The organism is Roseicella aerolata (assembly GCF_020523605.1).
Classification (GTDB): domain Bacteria; phylum Pseudomonadota; class Alphaproteobacteria; order Acetobacterales; family Acetobacteraceae; genus Paracraurococcus; species Paracraurococcus aerolatus.
Genome location: NZ_JAJAQI010000015.1, coordinates 104,335 through 121,903 on the forward strand (window position 1 = coordinate 104,335; position 17,569 = coordinate 121,903).

Annotated in this window: 16 protein-coding genes; 7 read left to right on the forward strand and 9 right to left on the reverse strand. The window is 71.7% G+C overall.

Features of this window, described 5'->3' with window-relative positions:
* Positions 1-43: 43 nt before the first annotated feature.
* Positions 44-1,468 (reverse strand): DNA repair protein RadA, encoded by a 1,425-nt coding sequence (gene radA, locus LHA35_RS11915; protein ID WP_226608491.1) that lies wholly within the window; start codon positions 1,466-1,468, stop codon positions 44-46.
* A 119-nt stretch (positions 1,469-1,587) separates the two neighbouring features.
* On the opposite strand from radA, the gene LHA35_RS11920 reads away from it, so the two are divergent.
* Positions 1,588-2,163: a tyrosine phosphatase family protein gene (locus LHA35_RS11920; protein WP_226608492.1), complete on the forward strand. Its 576-nt coding sequence runs from the start codon at positions 1,588-1,590 to the stop codon at positions 2,161-2,163.
* A 306-nt stretch (positions 2,164-2,469) separates the two neighbouring features.
* Here the strand turns inward: LHA35_RS11920 and LHA35_RS11925 are convergent, their stop codons facing one another.
* The gene (locus LHA35_RS11925; RefSeq protein ID WP_226608493.1) at positions 2,470-3,366 is read right to left on the reverse strand and encodes a TauD/TfdA dioxygenase family protein; all 897 of its coding nucleotides are present in this window, start codon (positions 3,364-3,366) and stop codon (positions 2,470-2,472) included.
* A 129-nt stretch (positions 3,367-3,495) separates the two neighbouring features.
* Positions 3,496-4,818, reverse strand: a complete 1,323-nt coding sequence (locus tag LHA35_RS11930; RefSeq protein WP_226608494.1) for an ABC transporter substrate-binding protein — start codon at positions 4,816-4,818, stop codon at positions 3,496-3,498.
* Between the two features lie 265 nt (positions 4,819-5,083).
* Here LHA35_RS11930 and LHA35_RS11935 point away from each other — a divergent pair, with 265 nt between their 5' ends.
* Complete coding sequence (locus tag LHA35_RS11935; RefSeq protein ID WP_226608495.1) at positions 5,084-6,088, forward strand: transglycosylase SLT domain-containing protein; 1,005 nt, start codon at positions 5,084-5,086, stop codon at positions 6,086-6,088.
* Positions 6,089-6,360: 272 nt separating this feature from the next.
* On the opposite strand, the gene LHA35_RS11940 is transcribed toward LHA35_RS11935, so the two are convergent.
* From LHA35_RS11940 to alr, 3 genes are all read right to left on the reverse strand, one after another.
* Positions 6,361-7,110, reverse strand: a complete 750-nt coding sequence (locus tag LHA35_RS11940) for an ABC transporter ATP-binding protein (RefSeq protein ID WP_226608508.1) — start codon at positions 7,108-7,110, stop codon at positions 6,361-6,363.
* 74 nt (positions 7,111-7,184) lie between these two features.
* Positions 7,185-7,973 (reverse strand): MlaE family ABC transporter permease, encoded by a 789-nt coding sequence (locus tag LHA35_RS11945; protein WP_226608496.1) that lies wholly within the window; start codon positions 7,971-7,973, stop codon positions 7,185-7,187.
* The gene (alr, locus tag LHA35_RS11950; RefSeq protein WP_226608497.1) at positions 7,973-9,043 is read right to left on the reverse strand and encodes an alanine racemase; all 1,071 of its coding nucleotides are present in this window, start codon (positions 9,041-9,043) and stop codon (positions 7,973-7,975) included. Before alr ends, LHA35_RS11945 begins: the two co-directional genes overlap by 1 nt.
* Positions 9,044-9,253: 210 nt before the next feature.
* On the opposite strand from alr, the gene LHA35_RS11955 reads away from it, so the two are divergent.
* The 3 genes from LHA35_RS11955 (at position 9,254) to LHA35_RS11965 (ending at position 11,540) form a co-directional block, all read left to right on the forward strand.
* On the forward strand, positions 9,254-9,910 hold the full coding sequence (locus tag LHA35_RS11955; protein ID WP_226608498.1) for a hypothetical protein: 657 nt from the start codon (positions 9,254-9,256) through the stop codon (positions 9,908-9,910).
* Positions 9,911-10,351: 441 nt separating this feature from the next.
* On the forward strand, positions 10,352-10,777 hold the full coding sequence (locus LHA35_RS11960) for a DUF2382 domain-containing protein (protein ID WP_226608499.1): 426 nt from the start codon (positions 10,352-10,354) through the stop codon (positions 10,775-10,777).
* Between the two features lie 82 nt (positions 10,778-10,859).
* On the forward strand, positions 10,860-11,540 hold the full coding sequence (locus LHA35_RS11965) for a YsnF/AvaK domain-containing protein (RefSeq protein WP_226608500.1): 681 nt from the start codon (positions 10,860-10,862) through the stop codon (positions 11,538-11,540).
* 299 nt (positions 11,541-11,839) lie between these two features.
* On the opposite strand, the gene LHA35_RS11970 is transcribed toward LHA35_RS11965, so the two are convergent.
* Together LHA35_RS11970 and LHA35_RS11975 are read right to left on the reverse strand one after the other, a co-directional pair.
* On the reverse strand, positions 11,840-12,694 hold the full coding sequence (locus tag LHA35_RS11970; protein ID WP_226608501.1) for a CmcJ/NvfI family oxidoreductase: 855 nt from the start codon (positions 12,692-12,694) through the stop codon (positions 11,840-11,842).
* Positions 12,695-12,735: 41 nt separating this feature from the next.
* On the reverse strand, positions 12,736-12,978 hold the full coding sequence (locus LHA35_RS11975) for a DUF1127 domain-containing protein (protein ID WP_226608502.1): 243 nt from the start codon (positions 12,976-12,978) through the stop codon (positions 12,736-12,738).
* Positions 12,979-13,145: 167 nt separating this feature from the next.
* On the opposite strand from LHA35_RS11975, the gene LHA35_RS11980 reads away from it, so the two are divergent.
* Positions 13,146-14,036 (forward strand): LysR family transcriptional regulator, encoded by an 891-nt coding sequence (locus LHA35_RS11980; protein ID WP_226608503.1) that lies wholly within the window; start codon positions 13,146-13,148, stop codon positions 14,034-14,036.
* Positions 14,037-14,202: 166 nt separating this feature from the next.
* Entirely contained in the window at positions 14,203-15,384 is a 1,182-nt protein-coding gene (locus tag LHA35_RS11985; protein WP_226608504.1) for a cobalamin-independent methionine synthase II family protein, read from the forward strand.
* 354 nt (positions 15,385-15,738) lie between these two features.
* Here the strand turns inward: LHA35_RS11985 and LHA35_RS11990 are convergent, their stop codons facing one another.
* Positions 15,739-16,974: an ABC transporter substrate-binding protein gene (locus LHA35_RS11990; protein ID WP_226608505.1), complete on the reverse strand. Its 1,236-nt coding sequence runs from the start codon at positions 16,972-16,974 to the stop codon at positions 15,739-15,741.
* Positions 16,975-17,569: the final 595 nt, after the last annotated feature.

Genomic DNA, 17,569 nt, shown 5'->3' on the forward strand with positions numbered 1-17,569 from the left:
ACGGCCTCGTTGCGGGGAAGGATGCGGCCCGCGCGCCGGCGGCTCAACCCGCTTTCGCGGCCTCCCTCTCCTTCTCGCGCCGCCCCGTCTTGGCGGCGAAAGGCGCGACCAGGTCGGCGATATGCCCGATCTCCGCGAGGCGCAGCCCCTCGAGCGCCACCGGCGCCCGCCCGCCGCGGGCGAGCCGCCGCGGCAGCACGGCGCCGGCGAAGCCGAGCTTCTGCGCCTCCCGCAGGCGCGCCTCGGCCTGCGCCACCTGGCGGATCTCGCCGGAAAGGCCGACCTCGCCGAAATAGACCGTCTCCGGGTCGGTCGGCCGGTCGGTCGCGGCCGAGACCAGCGCCGCCGCCACCGCGAGGTCGGCCGCCGGCTCGGCGATGCGCAGGCCGCCGGCGATGTTCAGGTAGACGTCGTTCATGCCGAGCGTCAGGCCGCAGCGTGCCTCCAGCACCGCCATCAGCATGGCCAGCCGCCCGGTGTCCCAGCCCACCACCTGCCGGCGCGGGCTGCCGCCGGCGGAAGGAGCGAGCAGCGCCTGCACCTCCACCAGCACCGGCCGCGTGCCCTCGATGCCGGCGAAGACCGCGCTGCCCGCGACATTGCCGCGCCGCTCCGCCAGGAACAGGGCCGAGGGGTTCGGCACCTCCACCAGCCCGCCCTCGGTCATCTCGAAGACGCCGATCTCGTCCGTCGCGCCGAAGCGGTTCTTGACGGCGCGCAGGATGCGGAACTGGTGGCCGCGATCGCCTTCGAAATAGAGCGTGGCATCCACCATGTGCTCCAGCACGCGGGGTCCGGCCAGCGTCCCTTCCTTCGTCACATGCCCGACCAGGACGAGGGCGAAGCCGCGGGTCTTGGCCAGGCGGATCAGCTCGGCGGCGCAGGCGCGCACCTGCGCCACCGTCCCCGGCGCGCTGTCGAGCGCATCCAGCCAGAGGGTCTGGATGGAATCGATGACGACCAGCGCGGCGTCCTTCTCCTCCTCCAGGCTCGCCGCGATGTCGCGCAGCGCGGTGGCGGCGGCGAGTTCCAGCGGCGCCTGCTCCAGCCCGAGGCGCAGCGCGCGGAGCCGGACCTGCGCCACCGCCTCCTCCCCGCTGATATAGAGGGCGCGGCGGCCAGCCGTCGCGATGCGCGCCGCCGCCTGCAGCAGGATGGTGGACTTGCCGATGCCGGGATCGCCGCCGACCAGAACGGCGGAGGCCGGGACCAGCCCGCCGCCCAGCACGCGGTCGAGCTCCGCAAGGCCTGTCGGGATGCGCGGCGGCGGCGCCGCCTGGCCCTGGAGGCCCACGAATTCCACGCGCCGCCCGCCCGCCGCCCTGGCCGCCGGGCCGGGGCCGCGCGCCGGGGGCGGCGCTTCCTCCTGCAGGGTGTTCCACTCGCCGCAGGCATCGCAGCGCCCCTGCCATTTCGGGAAGACGGCGCCGCAGGCCTGGCAGACATGGCGGTTGCGGTCCTTGGCCAAGCGGCACCCTCCGGGACGAAACGTGAACAGGGGATATAGCGCCGCGGCCGCGCAACGTCACCCGATTCCGCCGCGGCCAGCCCTGGACCGAGGCGCCGGGCAGACCCATGCTCCTGCCCATGGACACGCATTTTCCCTTCGGCCTCACCGTCTGCGGCATCGAGGAGCTGACCGGCCATTGCGAGACCGGCGTCAGCCATGTGCTGTCGATCCTCGACCCCGACTGGCCGGTGCCCGAGGCCTTCGGAGCCTTCGGCGAGCACGCCAAGCTGGAGCTCCGCTTCCACGACATCATCGAGGCGATGCCGGGCATGACCCCGCCGCGGGAGGAGGATGTGGAGGCCATCCTCTCCTTCGGCCGGGACCTGGAGGCCGAGGCGGCCTCCAGGCTGCTGGTGCATTGCCATGCCGGCATCTCGCGCTCGACCGCCTCCATGGCGCTGGTCCTGGCCCAGGCCCGGCCGGCGCTGCCGGCCGAGGAGCTGCTGCAGGGCATCCTCGGCATCCGCGAGAAGGCCTGGCCGAACCTGCGCCTGCTGGAGATGGGGGATGCCATGCTCGGCCGGGGCGGCACGCTGCCGGCGGCGGCGGCGGTGATCTACCGGCACCAATTGCGCATCCGGCCGCACCTCGCCGAGATCATGCGCAAGGCCGGCCGGGGGCGGGAGGTGGATGCGGCGGAGGCGCTGGGCTGATAGCCGGCCCGCATGACGCCTAGAGCGGATCGCGGAGGGGCGTGAACGCCCCACGGCATGAATCTGCTCTACAAACGGCGGTCTACAGCGGATTGGCGTTCAGTTTCGAACGCAATCCGCTGTAGCGCATGACGTCCTGACCTGCGGAGCGGGCCGGGCGCGAAGGCGCGCCGCGGCTCATGCCGCGCAGCCAGGGCCCGGAGGGCCGCCGGCGTTTGAGGCTCGCAGCCGCCACCGGTGCTTGATGCGGGGCGGTCGGACAGGATGACGGCCGGGCCGGAGCCCGGCCGTGACAGGGCCAGGCCGCTACTCCGCCGCCATCGGCAGCTGCTGCTCCAGCGTCGGCGCCACGTCCATCAGCGTCACGCGCCGCATGTCGCGCGGATAGGTGTGGTCGTCATAGGGCCGGGCACGGTGCATGGTGCAGCGGTTGTCCCACATCACCAGGTCCCATTGCCGCCACGGATGGGCATAGACGAACTGACGCTGGGTCGCGAATTCCGTCAGGTTGCGGATCAGCATCATCGCCTCGGGCCGCGGCATCCCGAGGATCTGCCCGATATGCGATGACAGATAGATCGAGTGGCGCTGCGAGCCGGGATGCCAGCGCACCAGGCGCTGCTTCACCGGGGCGAATTTCTGCTTCTCCTCCTCGGTGTAGTCCTCGAAGCCCATCTGCCCGCGCGAGTAGATGAGGCTGTGCTCCGTGACGAGGTCGCGGACCTGCGCCCTGGTCTTTTCCGGCAAGGCATCCCAGGCGGCGCGCATGTCGGCGAACTCGGTCTCGCCGCCCTCGGGCGGGACCACGCGGCCATGCAGCATGGAATACTTGGCCGGCGTCGCCTTGAAACTGCTGTCGGAATGCCAGAGCTGGTTGCCCAGGTTGAACATGCGGCGGCGGTCATCGGCCGCGAGCAGCTTGCCATCGACATCGAGGTTGGAGATGTCGGCCATCCGGTTGTGCTTCAGCCGGTGCTTGTGCGCGTCCACCGTCGCGCGCGCCTCCTCCAGCGGGCCGAGCGCCTCGCCGAAGGCCATCTGCTGGTCGTCGTCCAGCCGCTGGTCGCGGAAAACCAGCACCGCGTAGCGGTCCATGGCGCGGTGGATCTCGTCGCAGATCTCGGGGCCCGGGGTGGTGCGCAGGTCGAGGCCCGAGACCTCGGCGGCGAAGAGCGGGTGCAGCGGGGTGAGTTGCAGCGGCATGGCCTGGTCCTCCAGGGCTGATATATTAGCCCCGGCCGGCCCCTGGCGGTCAAGCGACCGTCCGCCTGCGTCGCGGTCTGAATTCCCGGCGGACTGGCCGGCGCCCCGGGCGGGCGCCGGCTCCGGCGGTCAGCTCGCGCGGTAGTAGCGCCGCGCCCGCCGCTCGGCCTCCCGTGCCGCGGCTTCCGGCGTCGCCTGGCCGGTGGCGACGGCGGCGCACATCTGCACCAGCACGTAATCCGCCGCGACCGCGCCGGAAGCCTGGCTGATCGGCCCCTTGTAACCGCTCCAGAACGGGGTCTCCATCGTCTCCCGGAAGATCGTGAGCTTGGGGTCGGAGGTCCAGACGCTGCTGGCGCTGTAGGCCTTCAGCGGATGCGCCCAGTAGCCGAGCGAGCCCTGCATCCAGGGCTCGTACTGCTCGGATTCCAGCATGAAGGCGATGAAGGCCTTGGCGGCGTTCGGGTAGCGCGTGTGCCGGAAGACCATGGCGTTCATCACCGTCGCGGTCTGCGGCGGCGCGCTGGCGCGACCCTTCGGCATGAAGGCGTGCTGCGTGTCCTCGGCGATCGCCGCGGTCTTCGGATCGTTCTTCAGGGTGAAGTAGAGCGAGACGCCATTCGCGGTGAGAAAGATCTCCTGCGCCGAATAGGCCCGGTTGTTCGAGGGATCAAGCCAGGAGAGCGTGCCGGCCACGAAGGTCGGGTAGAGTTCCTGGAGGTATTTCAGCGCCTCCACCGTCTCCCGGCTGTTGATGGCGACCTTGCCCTCCTCGTCCACCAGATAGGCACCGTGCGACCAGAGCAGCCACTGCGCGAAATTGTTGCCGTCCCCGACCGCATTGCCCAGGGCGAAGCCGACCGGCTTGTTGTTGCGCTTCAAGGCCTGGCAGAGCCTGAGGAAGCCCTCATGGTCCTCGGGGATGCGGTCGAAGCCGGCCTCCTTCACCGCCGAGACACGATAGGTGCAGGGCCCGATATTGCCGCCGAAGGGGATGCCCAGCCAGGCATTGCTGTTGTGCCGCTTGCCGTATCGCTCGGCGAGGGTCATCCAGCCGCCATAGCGCTGCCCGAGATAGTCGGCGACATCGTTCAGCTCGACCACCCTGTCGGCATAGATATGCGGGTCGTCGGACCAGCCGATGACGACATCCGGGCCGGTGCCGGTATTCGCCACCACCGCGGTCTGCGGCCGGATGTCCTCCCAGCCCACGAAATCGACCCGGACGGGGATGTTGAAGCGGTCCTGGAAGCGCTGGGCGTTCTGGCGGAAGATCACCTCGTCCGGCTCGACGAAGCGGGCCGGGCGGATGACGCGGAGCGTGGCGCCGGCCTCGGGCGTGGCGCGCAGCGGCCCGGCATCGGTGCGCGGGATGCTGCCCTGCGCCATGGCCGGGCCGGCGAGCGCCGCGGCGCCGAGGCCAAGGGCCGCGCGGCGGGTGACGTCCTGCATGGTTGATCCTCCCTGACATGTCCTTGGCCAGGGCGACGCCTGGGCGGCACCCGGCGAGGAGGAGGATGCGGCCCGTCGCGCAGGCGGGACGAGTCCGGCGGGATGCCCTCGCGATCTCCTGATCCATCGCGCAACCGGCGGCACAGGCGGGTTCGCCGCGACGCAAGCGCCAGCGGCGGCCGGCATCACGGAACCGCTCGGCCCGGGCGACATTATCCCGCAACGTCACGCCTGATCTCCCCATCCCCCCAGGGAGGCCTGCCGCATGCGACCGGACCATGGTCGCGCCGCCCTCACGCGGCGCGCTGAGAACACTTGTGCCCACCTGCCGGCGCGCCTCGTCCCGGCCCTCGCCATGGCGGCGGCGCTGCTTGCCGCACCCTGGCTGATCCCCCCGGCCGAGGCGGCCCGCGGCGGCCCGAAGCCGCGCGCGGAGACGAGCCAGCCGCGCAAGCCGGCCGCCCAGCCCCGGCCGGCGCGGGAAGCCCGGCCGGCAGCCCGCCAGCCCACTCGCGCCACGCCGGCCCGCAGGGCGAGCAGGCCGGCCGCCGCGGCGCGTCCGGCCCGCGCCGCGCTGCCCGCCCGTGCCGCGGCGCCTTCCGGCCAGTCGGTCACCGCGGCGATCGACCATGCCAGCCGCGCGACCGGCCTCGACCCGCTGCTGCTGGTCGCACTCGCCTGGCAGGAGAGCCGCTTCGACCCGCGCGCCCGCAACGGCCGCTCCACGGCGCGCGGCCTGATGCAGTTCACCGAGGCGACCTGGCTGGAGGTGGTGCGCGATTTCGGCCCGCGGCACGGCCTCGCGCAGCGCGCCGCGCAGCTGCGGACCGATGCGGCGACGGGGGCGATCACCACGCGCGACCCGCGCCACCTCAAGCAGATCCTGGATCTGCGGGACAATCCGCGGCTCTCGGCCGTGCTGGCGGCGGAGCGGATCAACCGCGCCCGTGGCGGGCTGCAGGCGAGCCTCGGCCGCCCGGTCCGGGCGGAGGACCTCTACCTGGTCCACCTGCTCGGCCCGGCCGGGGCGCAGCGCTTCCTGACGGCGCTGGAGAAGTCACCCTCCCGCCCCGCCGCGGATTTCGTCTCGCGCGACGGCCACGCCATGAACCGGGAGCTCTTCGCCGAGCGCCGCAGCGGCCGGCCGCTCAGCCTGGCGGAGCTGCATGGCTGGGTCGGGCGGTCCATCGCCGGGCAGCGCGACCTGCACGGGCCGATGCTGGTCTCGCTCGGCGTGCCGCCGGTGCTGGAACTGGCGGATGCGCGGTGACGGGGCCGCGGCCGGCCGGGTGTCTCAGGCCAGGATGATGCCGCCCGCCCTCGGGACATGCAGGCCCGCTGCGGCGAAATGCGTTCCTTCCTGAACGTCCATCCGCTGTAGCTCCTTGTTTTTCGAGCCGATTCAGGCGCCCGGGCGTTCACGCCCCTCCGCGGTCCGCCCTACAGCGGATTGCGTTCAAAGCTGAACGCCAATCCGCTGTAGACCGCTGTTTGTAGAGTAGATTCACGCTGCGGGGCGTTCATGCCCCTCCGCGATCTGCTTCAGCGCCGCAGTTCCATCTGGATCGGCCCCTCCCGCTCGCCATTGGCGAACTGGTCCACCAGCGCATGGCCGGTATGGCCCAGGCTGGCGGCCGGGCCGCTCCAGACGATCCGGCCCTTGTGCAGCATCGCCGCCGTGTCGCCGATGCGCCGGGCGCTCGCCATGTCATGGGTGATGGAGACGGCCGTGGCGCCGAGGCGCTTCACGCAGTCCACGATCAGCCCGTCGATGACCGCGCCCATGATGGGGTCGAGGCCGGTGGTCGGCTCGTCGAAGAAGATGATGTCGGGCTGCGCCGCGATGGCCCGCGCCAGCGCCACCCGCTTCTGCATGCCGCCCGAGAGCTCGGCCGGGGAGAGGTCGCCGACCGAGCCGGCGAGGCCGACCTGCGCCAGCACCTCGGCCGCCTTGTCGCGTGCCTTCGCGCGGGTAACCCGCCCCTGCGCCAGCAGCTTGAAGCAGACATTCTCCCAGACCGGCAGGCTGTCGAAGAGGGCACCGTTCTGGAACAGCATGCCGATGCGGTCGGCCACCGCCTCCCGCTCCCGCCGGCTCATCTGCGTCACGTCGCGGCCGTCGATCTCGATCACGCCCTCATCCGGCTCGATCAGGCCGAGGACGCATTTGATGGTCACCGACTTGCCGCTGCCGGAGCCACCCAGGATCACCAGGGAATGGCCGGCCGCGACATCCAGGTCCACGCCGTCCAGCACCTGCTTCGGGCCGAAGGCCTTGCGCACGCCGCGCATGCGGATCTTCGGGACCGCCTGGGGGCCGCCATGGGCGGCGCCGGCGGCCAGGGTCGCCTGCTCCACCATGTCCCTCATTGCGCGAAGAAGATCTCGGTCAGCACGTAGTCGAGCGCCAGGATGAGGATGGAGGATGCCACCACCGCCGTGGTGGTGGTCCGGCCCACGCCCTGTGCGCCACCCTTCGAGGTATAGCCGCACCAGGTGCCCATCAGCGCGATGATGAAGCCGAAGACGGCCGCCTTCACCAGGCCGGAGACCACGTCCTGCACCTGCAGGTAGTCGAAGGTCGCATCGAGATAGGCGTAGGAGAGGAAGCCGAGCTTGTAGGTGCCGATCAGCCAGCCGCCCATGACGCCGAGGATGTCGGCCACCAGCACCAGCAGCGGCAGCGCGATCGTCGCCGCCAGCAGGCGCGGCGCGACCAGGTACTTCATGGGGTTGGTCGAGAGCGTGGTCAGCGCGTCGATCTGGTCCGTCACGCGCATGGTGCCGATCTCGGCGGCGAAGCTCGCGCCGATGCGGCCGGCGACCATCAGCCCGGCCAGGACCGGGCCCAACTCGCGGGTGATGGAGATCACCACCACGCTGGCGATGGCGCTCTGCGCGTTGAAGCGGGCGAAGCCGGTATAGCTCTGCAGCGCCAGCACCATGCCGGTGAAGACCGCGGTCAGCGCCACCACGGGCAGGGAGAACCAGCCGACCTGGACGAAGGCGCGCCAGAAATGCCGCCAGTAGAAGGGCGGGCGGAAGAGGTGGCTGATCGCCTCCAGCGCGAAGAGCGCGACGCCGCCCACCTCCCGGCAGCCAGCGAGCGTGAGACGGCCGAGCGCCGCCAGCGGATCGAGGATGAGCGCGGCCATCAGGCGGTGCGGATCTCGCGGCGGTAGCGGGCGCCGAGGGAGGTCAGGATCTCGTAGCCGATGGTGCCGGCGCGCTCCGCCACCTCGTCCGGCGTGTTGCCGGGACCGATCAGTTCCACCAGGTCGCCGGGCGCGACGCCGGGCACATCGGTGACGTCGAAGGTGATGAGATCCATGGACACCCGGCCGACCAGGGGCACGGGCCGCCCGGCGAGGATGCCGGCAGCCCGCCCTGACAGGGATCGAAGGTAGCCATCGGCATATCCCGCGGCAACGGTGGCGATCCGCGTGGGCCGCGGCGCGGCCCAGGAAGCGCCATAGCCGACGGTGGTGCCCCGGGGGATCTCCCGCAGTTGCAGGATCGGGGCGGCCAGCCTCACCGCCTGCCGCATCGAGTTGGGCCGGCCGGGGGTCGGGTTGATGCCATAGAGCGCGCAGCCCGGCCGGGCAAGGTCGGAGGCGAAATCCGGCCCGAGGAACATGCCCGAGGAGTTGGCGAAGCTCGCCGGCATGGCGGGCAGCCGGGCGCGGGCGGCGGCGAAGCGGGCGGCCTGGTCTCTGTTCAGCGGATGCTCCGGCTCATCGGCACAGGCGAGATGGGTCATGACGTAGCGGAGATCGAGGCCGGCGAGCCGGGACGGGTCCGCCGCCAGAGCCTCCACCTCCGCGGGCGCGAGGCCGAGCCGCGCCATGCCGGTATCGACGTGCAGCAGGGCCGGGAGTTGCCGCCCGGCCGCGCGCGCCGCCGCCGACCAGGCGGCGATATCCGGCAGGCCGTTCAGCACGGGCAGCAGCGCGGCGTCCTCATCCGCGCCGGGGGCGAAGCCGTTCAGCACGGCGATCAACGGGCCGGGGCCGATGGCGGCGCGCAGCGCCACCCCTTCGGCCAGATGGGCCACGAAGAAATGCCGGCAGCCGGCCGCCAGCAGGGCGCCCGCGACCGGCGCGGCGCCGAGGCCATAGCCATCCGCCTTCACCACCCCCGCCACCGCGCCCGGCGCGGCGCGGTCCCGCAACAGGCGCCAGTTCCCGGCCACGGCGCCGAGATCGACGGTCAGCACCGCCTGCATCGCCTCACCCCGGTCTGTTCGGCATGGGCATGGACCCTGAGCCGGCCGGGGGCAAGCCCCATGCTGCACTGCAACCGTCCCCTGACCCGGGCGTTGGGGAGCCTGGCCGCACAATCGACAAGCATTCTGTTGCGCAGCCCAGCCCCACAATCAGGATCTTGACGCCCGCTGCGGGGTGGCTGCCGGCATTGGACAGGAAGGAATCAGAGCATGGCTGACAGCAACAACCGGACGGACCAGCGGAACGGCACCGGCGGCGCCGAGGTGGCGCGCCGTGGCGGTCCCGCCAAGGTGGCGAGCGAGGCCCTGCGCGCCGGCACGCCGGAGACGACCCCGCCGACCCCCGAGGAGACCCTGCCGGAGGCGGCCCGCGCCGGCCGCGCCGTGGTCGCCGAGGTGGCGCGCAGCGCCGTGGAAGCGGCACGGCAGGCGACGGGGACCGGCGCCGAGGCGGCCCGGCGCGGCGAGCAGGCCGGGGCGGAACTCGTCCGCCGCACCGGCGAGGCCACGGGCCAGGGCGCTGCGGCAGCCGCGGCCGGCAGCCGGGAGGCGACGCGCAGCCTCTGGGCCGGCAGCGAGGAGATGCGGCGGATGATGCCGGGCTTCGCCACCCCGCCCGGCGGCATGCTGGACCTGCCGCAGGCCGTCGCGGGCTTCATGGGCGAGATGATGCGGGCCAACATGGCGATGAGCCAGGAGTTCTTCCGCCTGGCCAACCCGGTCGCGGTCATCGAGATGCAGCAGCGCCTCGTCCGCGGCTACCTGGATGCCATCGTCGCGGGCCAGGCCACGCTGCTGGGCGCGGCGCGGCGGACCAGCGAGGATGCGCAGCACCTGGCCGGCGCGGCGCGCGACCGGAACGCCTGACGCAACAGGCCCGGGAGGCGGCATGACCGCCTCCCGCCTGTCTCTCCTGTCAGCGCGCATGGATGCTGACGCATGTCTGCGCCTCCAGCCGCCGATGGCGGCTCCGCTTCGGGACTTGGCCCGCCCTGCATCGCTGCCGTCGCGGATAGCTCGCCTCTGGCGGCCGCCCTCGTCCTCTCGGGGCACGGCGTCCCCTCAAGGCCGATCCAGCCATTCCCGTGCCCGATGCAGGGACGAACAGCCGCCGAACCTGCCGCCGGGCAGAAAATTGTGCGGTGCGGCGGAACGCAGTGCGGTGCAGCATGTTCTGACAGGCGTGGCCCGATGCGGCCGGCCGGACCAGAACACGTCCTGCAAGGCCAAGTCCTGGCCCGAACTTTCAATAATAATTCCTGAGACATCGCCTGGCATGGCACCCAGCCATGCCAGCGGGAGGTAGTCATGGCTCATCCCGAGCGGACCGGAAGACTTGTCGAAGAGAAGGTCGTTCCCGTCGTGGAGGAGACGGCCGTGGTCTACAAGGAGCAGGTGGTCACCGACCGGGTGCGCCTGCACAAGCGGGTCCATGAGGACAGGGAAGTCCTGGACATCCCGGTCCGGACCGAAGCGCTCGAGGTGGAGCGCGTGCCGGTCGGCCGCTTCGTCGAGGCGGCGCCGGCCATCCGCCAGGAGGGCGACACCACGGTCTACCCCGTGGTGGAGGAGGTCCTGGTGGTCGAGAAGCGCCTGCGGCTGGTGGAGGAAGTGCGCGTCACCCAGCGGCGGGAAACCCGGCATGTCCGGGAAGAGGTCGCGCTGCGGCGCGAGGAGGTCACCGTCGAGCAGGCCGGGCCTCCCCGCGCGGCGGGGCGCGACCGCGACGCCTGACGCGAGGCCCCGGGAAGGGGTCCGGGCGTCAGGCGGTTTGACCGAAGCATTTGGAAAGAAGGGGAATTCCATGATGGAATCCGTGATTGGACTGCTTGCGGACCGTGAGTCGGCGCAGCGCGTGCGTGGCGCCCTGGTCGAGGCCGGCTGCGACCAGAAGATGGTCGTCATCTTCGACCGCCAGGCCGGCGAGGGCCTCGCCGAGGAACTCGTCGATCGTGGGCTTGAGCAGGCGCGCGCCCGGCTCTATGCCGAGGCCGTGGTGAAGGGCGGCGGCATCCTGGTCGCTGCCGAGGCCGAGAAGGCCGACCAGGCGCTCGCGGTCATGAACCGCTTCGAGCTGAAGGCGCCGGAGGAGATGCTGCATGGCGAGCATGTCGAGCGCGCGCAGTCGATCGAAGAGGATCTGAAGGTCGGCAAGCAGCAGGCGGCCGGCGGCAAGCGCCTGGTGACCAGCATCCATGAGCGCCAGGTCGAGAAGCCGGTGACGCTGCATGAGGAGGAGGTCGAGGTCGAGCGCCGCCGCGAGGACCACCGCCTCAGCCCGGATGAGGCCGACCGCGCCTTCCGCGAGGAGACCGTGGAGCTGACCGCGACCAGCGAGCGGCCCGTGGTCTCGAAGGAGGCCCGCGTGACCGGCGAGGTCGCGCTGCGCAAGCGCGCGGTGGAGCGGCGCGAGGTGGTGCGCGAGACCGTCCGGCGCCAGGACGTGGATGTCGAGACCATCCAGGAGAAGCGGGTCGGGCCCGAGCGCCAGGCCTGAGCTTCCCGGGCGGACCGGTGTGAACGGGGCACCCCGCGGACCTTGCCCGGCAAGGTCCGCGGGGGCTTCGCCGTCCGGAAGCGGGACTTTGCCCGCCCCTCCCTGATCGGCGGCGGATCGACGTCCTGCCGACGGCCCGGCATCGCCCCTTGCGGCGCGGGCGGGCGCATCCTCGCGGCCGTGCCCATGGAATCGTCCCTGCGGCCGCGGGTCCGGCATCGGAACCGCCATGCTCCGATCCAGGGAGATAGAGCGGATCGCGGACGGGCGTGAACGCCCGGGTGCGTGACTCTCCCGCGTCAGGGCTCGTGGAAGAGCAGGGCACGGATCTCGATGCTCTGCCGCGGCGGGGCATCGGGGGGCACGCCCGGATCAGCGAAGGCGGTATGCGGCGAGAAGCGTGCCCGGCCGTCCACCGCGCTGTCATAGCATTTCAGCAGCAGCGCCTCGTCCGGCATCATCTCCGGCAGCCAGTACCAGCGATGCGCCGGGTTGAAGCGAACCTGATAGGTCTCGCCGGTGCGATCCGGATAGATCAGGTCGCTCGCCACCAGATCGCCCGGCGCGACGCTCGCGGCGTCGCAGACTGCAAGCGGCATGTCGCGCACCGGACCGGCGAGCGGACGCCAGAGGTTCACGACCTGCACGCGGCCGCGCAGCAGCCTCTCCGCCTCCTCCGGCAGCAGGTCGCGGACGCGCTGCGGCCCGGAGTGCTCGGTGTGGTCCACATGCACCCGCGCCACCGGCTGGCGCGGCACGGCGCTGCGGTCCTCGGCGCCGGGGATCCGGCGGCGGATGGTGTGGTCGAAGATGTGCACCCGCGTGGCACCGGTTGCCGCCTGCAGGATGCGCGCGCTCTCGGAGTAGTAGACGCTGCGGATCGCCGCCTCGTCATCGACGTCGCGCAGCGCGCTGGCCCCCTGCGCGACAGCGAAGCCCTCGCGGTCCAGCGACACCGTGCCGGCGATCGGGCGCAGGTCCCGGATCGTCACGCGATGCGGCTCCGCGGTGATGTTGCTGCGCGGGCGGCCCGCTGGCGGCGCATGGGTATAGGTGAAGGGTCGGCCCGCGACCGGGCCGAGGTAGTTCAGCTCCGCCTCGATGGCGGAGGAGCGCACCGGGGCCACCGGGGGCATGGCAAGGCTCAGGCTCATCGATTTTCTCCTCGAACGGGTGGGATCGGGGCGGGGCGGCGTCACCGCCGCCACAGGGGCTTCCGCGCCAGGGCCCATGCCTCGGCCGGGGTCAGGCCGATGTCGCGCAGGTCGCGCTCCTTGAGAGCGAGGAGCTGCCGGCGCTCGGCCATGCGGGACAGCATCGTCTCCAGCCAGACCGGCCAGGGTCCTCTGGCGGGCCCGGGCTGCGGGAAGGCAGCCGTGATGGCGCCCCGTGGCGTCAAGGTTTCGGCGGCAGCCGGCGTCACGCGGGTGACGTGCATGGTCTCACCTCCTCCTGCTCGTGGCGGGATGGCGGCCCGGCACCGCCACGCAGGCGGGCGGCAATCCGGGACGTCATCGGGTCCTCCACAGGCCACCGAGATTGGGTCTGGTCCCCGCCGGCGATAATCAGGCATCCTGGACCGACACTGATGACCGTCAGTCCGCAATGAGCCAGCCCTCCGACATGGCCGCCTTCGTCCGCATCGTGGAGACGGGCGGGCTCGCCCCCGCGGCCCGCGACCTCGGCCTCACGCCCTCGGCCATGTCGAAACAGCTCGCCCGGCTGGAGGCGCGGCTCGGCGTGCGGCTGCTCACCCGCACCACGCGGCGCATCAGCCTGACGCCGGAGGGCGAGACCTATCTGGCGCGCGCCCGCGACATCCTCCTCCTCATCGAGGCAGCCGAGCAGGACGTGACCGCGGGCCGTGGCCGTCCCGGCGGCCTGCTGCGCGTCAACACCGGCACCGCCTTCGCCCGGCACCGCCTCATCCCGCTATTGCCTGCCTTCTTCGAACGTTATCCCGCCGTCACGCTCGACCTCAGCGTGACGGATCGCCGGGTGGATCTCGTCGCCGAGCAGGCCGATGTGCTGCTGCGGACCGGCCCTCTGGGCGACTCCTCGCTGATCGCCCGCAAGATCGCCGAAGGCGGGCGGGTGATCTGCGCCGCGCCGGCCTATCTGGAACGCCGCGGCCGGCCCGCGACGCCGGACGGGTTGCTGTCGCATGACTGCCTGGTGCTGCGCGGCCTGTCCCGGCTGACCGCCTGGCCATTCCGGACGGCCACCGGGCTGCAGACCCTGACGGTGCGCGGCGTGGCGACGACCGACAGCGCGGAGGCGCTGCGCGACATGGCGCTGGCGGGCCTCGGCATCATCCGGGTGAGCGCCTTCATCGTCGCCCGCGACATCAGCGAGGGGCGCCTGGTGCCGCTCTTCGAGGAACTGCATGTGTCGGAGGACGTCCCGGTCTGGGCCGTGACGGCGCCGGGGCGGCACAGGCTGCCGCGCGTCCAGGCCTTCGTGGACTTCCTGGCACGGCATGCTGCGGAATGGTGAGGCGCGGCGGGGAGGAGGTGGGCCAGGTGGCGCCTGGACAGGGCTCATCCGGCGGTCATGCCGGCCTTTTCCGGGGCCTTCCCCATCGTCTCTGCCCGGCGCGGAGCCGTATCATGCCTGCATTCTGCCGCGCCGGGCGGCGCGGCGCCTCGGGAGGGATCGTCACATGCAGCGCTCGGAAGACCGCATCCTCACCACCCATACCGGCAGCCTGCCCCGGCCGCCCGGGCTGACCCAGCTCTATGCCCGGCGCGCCCGCGGCGAGCCGGTCGACGAACCGGCCCTGGAGGCGGCCGGCCGGGAGGCGCTGCAGCGCATCGTGCCGGCCCAGATCGAGGCCGGGCTCGACGTGATCAACAACGGCGAGCAGCAGCGGGACTCCTTCGCCCTCTACCTCCGGCACCGCCTCACCGGCATCGGTGGCGAGAGCATCCGCACCACCTTCGCCGACATCGATGCCTATCCGGAGTTCAAGGCCGAGTTCACCCGGCAGGCCGGGGCGAAGGAAGCCGTGAGCAACACCGCCCACCTGCCCGCGGCTATCGGTCCCGTCGCCTATGCCGACCCGCGGGTCATCGAGGCGGAGTGCGGCGACTTCGCCGTCGCCCTTGCGCCGGTCGCGGGCCGCTACGTGGAAGCCTTCCTGACCGCCCCCTCGCCGGGGATCGTCGCTTCCATCGTGCAGAACCGACATTACGCGACCGAGGACGCCTATCTCGATGCGCTCGCCCGGGCGCTGGCCGTCGAGTACCGCGCCGTCGTGGCGCATGGCTTCCTGCTGCAGCTCGACTGCCCCGACCTGGCCCTGGAGCGGCACTGCTCCTACCGTGACCGGCCGCTCTCGGATTTCCTCGGCTTCGTCGAGCGCGTGGTGGCGGCGATCAACGCCGCCCTGGCCGGTATCCCGCGCGAGCGGGTGCGGCTGCATGTCTGCTGGGGCAATTACGAGGCGCCGCATGACCAGGACGTGCCGCTGGAGGCGATCCTTCCCATCCTGCTGCGGGCCGAGGTCGGCGGCCTGGTCCTGCCCTTCGCCAATCCGCGCCACGCGCATGAGGTCCGCTGCCTCGAGCGGATGCCGCTCGCCGCGGACCAGGTGATGGTCGCGGGCGTCATCGACACGCTCACGAATTTCGTCGAGCACCCGGAGGTCGTGGCCGAGCGGATCATCCGGGTTGCGCAGGCGGTCGGCGATCCTCGCCGGGTACTGGCGGGCACGGATTGCGGCTTCGACACCTCGGCCGGCCGCGGCCGGGTGGCACCCGATGTGGTCTGGGCGAAGCTGCGCAGCCTTGCCGAGGGCGCGCGCCTGGCCTCCGCGCGGTTGTTCCCCGCGCAGCGGCGCTGAGGGAGGCACCCATGTGCTGGATCTGCGAGGTACGGCGCGGCATGATGGGCCATGCGCCGCCGGAGGACCGGACTGCGGATCCGGCCGACGCGCCCGGGCAGGAGCCCCCCGTCCCGGCGCCGGACCGGGTGGCCGGAGCGGAGCCCGGCACCCCTGCCGGGCTGGCCTGCCATGGGCGAGACCCGGGCCATACAGCACCGACCGCGGAGGAGGCGGAGAATGCGCCGCCGGCCGAAGCCGCGATGACGCCGGCACCAGCGGATTGCGTTCAGAATTGAACGCCAATCCGCTGGAGGTCATTGATCATGGAGCAGATTCACCCTCCCGGGCGTTCACGCCCGTCCGCGATCTGCTCTATGTCCGGATCATCGGGCAGCCACCCTCCGCCAGCGGACGGAATGCCTCCGCCGCAGGCACGGTCGCGGCGAGCTTGAACAGATCCGCCGGATTCCTGCTCTCCTCCGGTGTCTTCACCTGGAACAGGTGGACAGGCACGATCATCTGCCCATCCTCGCGGATGCGGCCCTCGCCGAAGGCATCGTCATCCGTCGGCATGCCCTTCATCGCGTTCACGGTCTGCTGACCGGAGCGCTTGGCCTCCGCCACGCCCATCGCCTTCACTGCCTTCAGGTAGTGGCGTGTTGCGGCATAGGCGCCGGCGTGGAGCGTATTCGGGATCACGCCCTGGCCGAGCCGCGGCTTCACGCGCTCATAGAAGGCGCGCGTGCGGTCGTTCAGGTTCCAGTAGAAGCTTTCCGTCAGCAGCAGCCCCTGCGCGACCTGCAGGCCCATGGCCGAGACGTCGGTGACGAAGGCACCGAGCCCCACCATCCGCAGGCCGCGGCGCGCGAGGCCGAACTCCTGCGCCTGCTTGAGGCAATTGATCAGGTCGGCACCGGAATTCGCCAACGCGATCACCTTGGCGCCGCTCGCCTGCGCCTGCAGCAGGAAGGCGGCGAAATCCGTCGTCCCCGGAAACGGGTGCGCCACGGCACCGAGCACCTTGCCGCCCGCGGCGCGGACGAATTTCGCCGCCTCGTCGCGCAGCGCGTGGCCATAGGCATAGTCGGCGGCGATGAAGTACCAGCTCTCGCCGCCGTCCTTCACCACGGCATTCGCGGTGGCATGGCTCATGCTCCAGGTGTCGAGCGGGCCGTGAACCAGGTTGGGTGAGCATTGCGCACCCGTCAGCACGGAAGACAGCGCACCCGTGTTGAGGTGGACCTTGTCCTTCTCGCGCGCGACCGTGTTGGCGGCGAGCGCCACCGCCGTGTTGCCGACCTGCACGATGGCGTCCACGCCGCCGCGGTCGAACCACTCACGCACGGTGACGCTGGCGACGTCGGGCTTGTTCTGGTGGTCTGCCGCCACGAGTTCCACCGTGATGCCGGGGTTCTCGGCCGTGAACTCCGCGATGGCCTGCCGGACGCAGGCGGTGCCGGTCGGGCCCTCGACGTCCCGGTAGGGGCCGGACATGTCGGTCAGTGCGCCCAGGCGGATCGTGCTGCCTGCCGTTTGCGCGCGCGCCGTTGTGGTTGCGGCAAGGATGGCGGTGGCCGTGCCCAGCATGCTGCGTCGGTTGAGTGTCATGGCGTCCTCCGTATCGGCGTCCTGGTGCCCCGGCGAGTACCCGCCCCGGCCGCTGTGCAGATGGCGGGGGCGGATCGGCCGCCCGCGAGGAAAGGGTTGCACCGGGCAGTGGAAGCGTCCAGCCACGGCCCGGCGCACGCTGCCGCCTCGATGACCTTCAGGAGAGGCCCTGCCCGATCTCCGGTCCTGGCGTTTGTGGGACAAGGGCGCTTTGTTGCAGGGGGGCGATGGCGTGGCAGGGGACATCAACGATCTGCGCCGCACCGGATGCGGCCGGCGCGGCTTCGGCCCAGCGCCTGCGGATAGCGGCGCCAAGCCCTGTCGAGGAGCGTTTCCCGTACCGGCGCCCCAGGTTGCCGCTGAGGGTTCGGCGAGTATCGCGCGCAGGGTTGGTGTGGCGGCTGCGCGCCGAGCGAGAGAGTCATGCCGGCCGCACGACCGCCGACCATGGGTCAGGACTCCGTGCGGCCGGTATGAGGAGAGCTGTGCGCGGATGCGCCAGAACGGGCCCAGCGCACCAGAACGAGCAGATGGCTCGGCAATGCGGAGGTTTGGGCGATATGAGCGCCGGCAGGGGCGCCGATTTTGCCTTCGA

What these genes read in the sequence shown, in the direction of transcription:
- LHA35_RS11920 (WP_226608492.1), top strand. Translation starts at nt 1,588, where the DNA reads ATGGACACGCATTTTCCCTTCGGCCTCACCGTCTGCGGCATCGAGGAG.
- LHA35_RS11925 (WP_226608493.1), bottom strand. Translation starts at nt 3,366, where the DNA reads ATGCCGCTGCAACTCACCCCGCTGCACCCGCTCTTCGCCGCCGAGGTC.
- LHA35_RS11930 (WP_226608494.1), bottom strand. Translation starts at nt 4,818, where the DNA reads ATGCAGGACGTCACCCGCCGCGCGGCCCTTGGCCTCGGCGCCGCGGCG.
- LHA35_RS11935 (WP_226608495.1), top strand. Translation starts at nt 5,084, where the DNA reads ATGCGACCGGACCATGGTCGCGCCGCCCTCACGCGGCGCGCTGAGAAC.
- LHA35_RS11940 (WP_226608508.1), bottom strand. Translation starts at nt 7,110, where the DNA reads ATGCGCGGCGTGCGCAAGGCCTTCGGCCCGAAGCAGGTGCTGGACGGC.
- LHA35_RS11945 (WP_226608496.1), bottom strand. Translation starts at nt 7,973, where the DNA reads ATGGCCGCGCTCATCCTCGATCCGCTGGCGGCGCTCGGCCGTCTCACG.
- alr (WP_226608497.1), bottom strand. Translation starts at nt 9,043, where the DNA reads ATGCAGGCGGTGCTGACCGTCGATCTCGGCGCCGTGGCCGGGAACTGG.
- LHA35_RS11955 (WP_226608498.1), top strand. Translation starts at nt 9,254, where the DNA reads ATGGCTGACAGCAACAACCGGACGGACCAGCGGAACGGCACCGGCGGC.
- LHA35_RS11960 (WP_226608499.1), top strand. Translation starts at nt 10,352, where the DNA reads ATGGCTCATCCCGAGCGGACCGGAAGACTTGTCGAAGAGAAGGTCGTT.
- LHA35_RS11970 (WP_226608501.1), bottom strand. Translation starts at nt 12,694, where the DNA reads ATGAGCCTGAGCCTTGCCATGCCCCCGGTGGCCCCGGTGCGCTCCTCC.
- LHA35_RS11975 (WP_226608502.1), bottom strand. Translation starts at nt 12,978, where the DNA reads ATGCACGTCACCCGCGTGACGCCGGCTGCCGCCGAAACCTTGACGCCA.
- LHA35_RS11980 (WP_226608503.1), top strand. Translation starts at nt 13,146, where the DNA reads ATGAGCCAGCCCTCCGACATGGCCGCCTTCGTCCGCATCGTGGAGACG.
- LHA35_RS11985 (WP_226608504.1), top strand. Translation starts at nt 14,203, where the DNA reads ATGCAGCGCTCGGAAGACCGCATCCTCACCACCCATACCGGCAGCCTG.
- LHA35_RS11990 (WP_226608505.1), bottom strand. Translation starts at nt 16,974, where the DNA reads ATGACACTCAACCGACGCAGCATGCTGGGCACGGCCACCGCCATCCTT.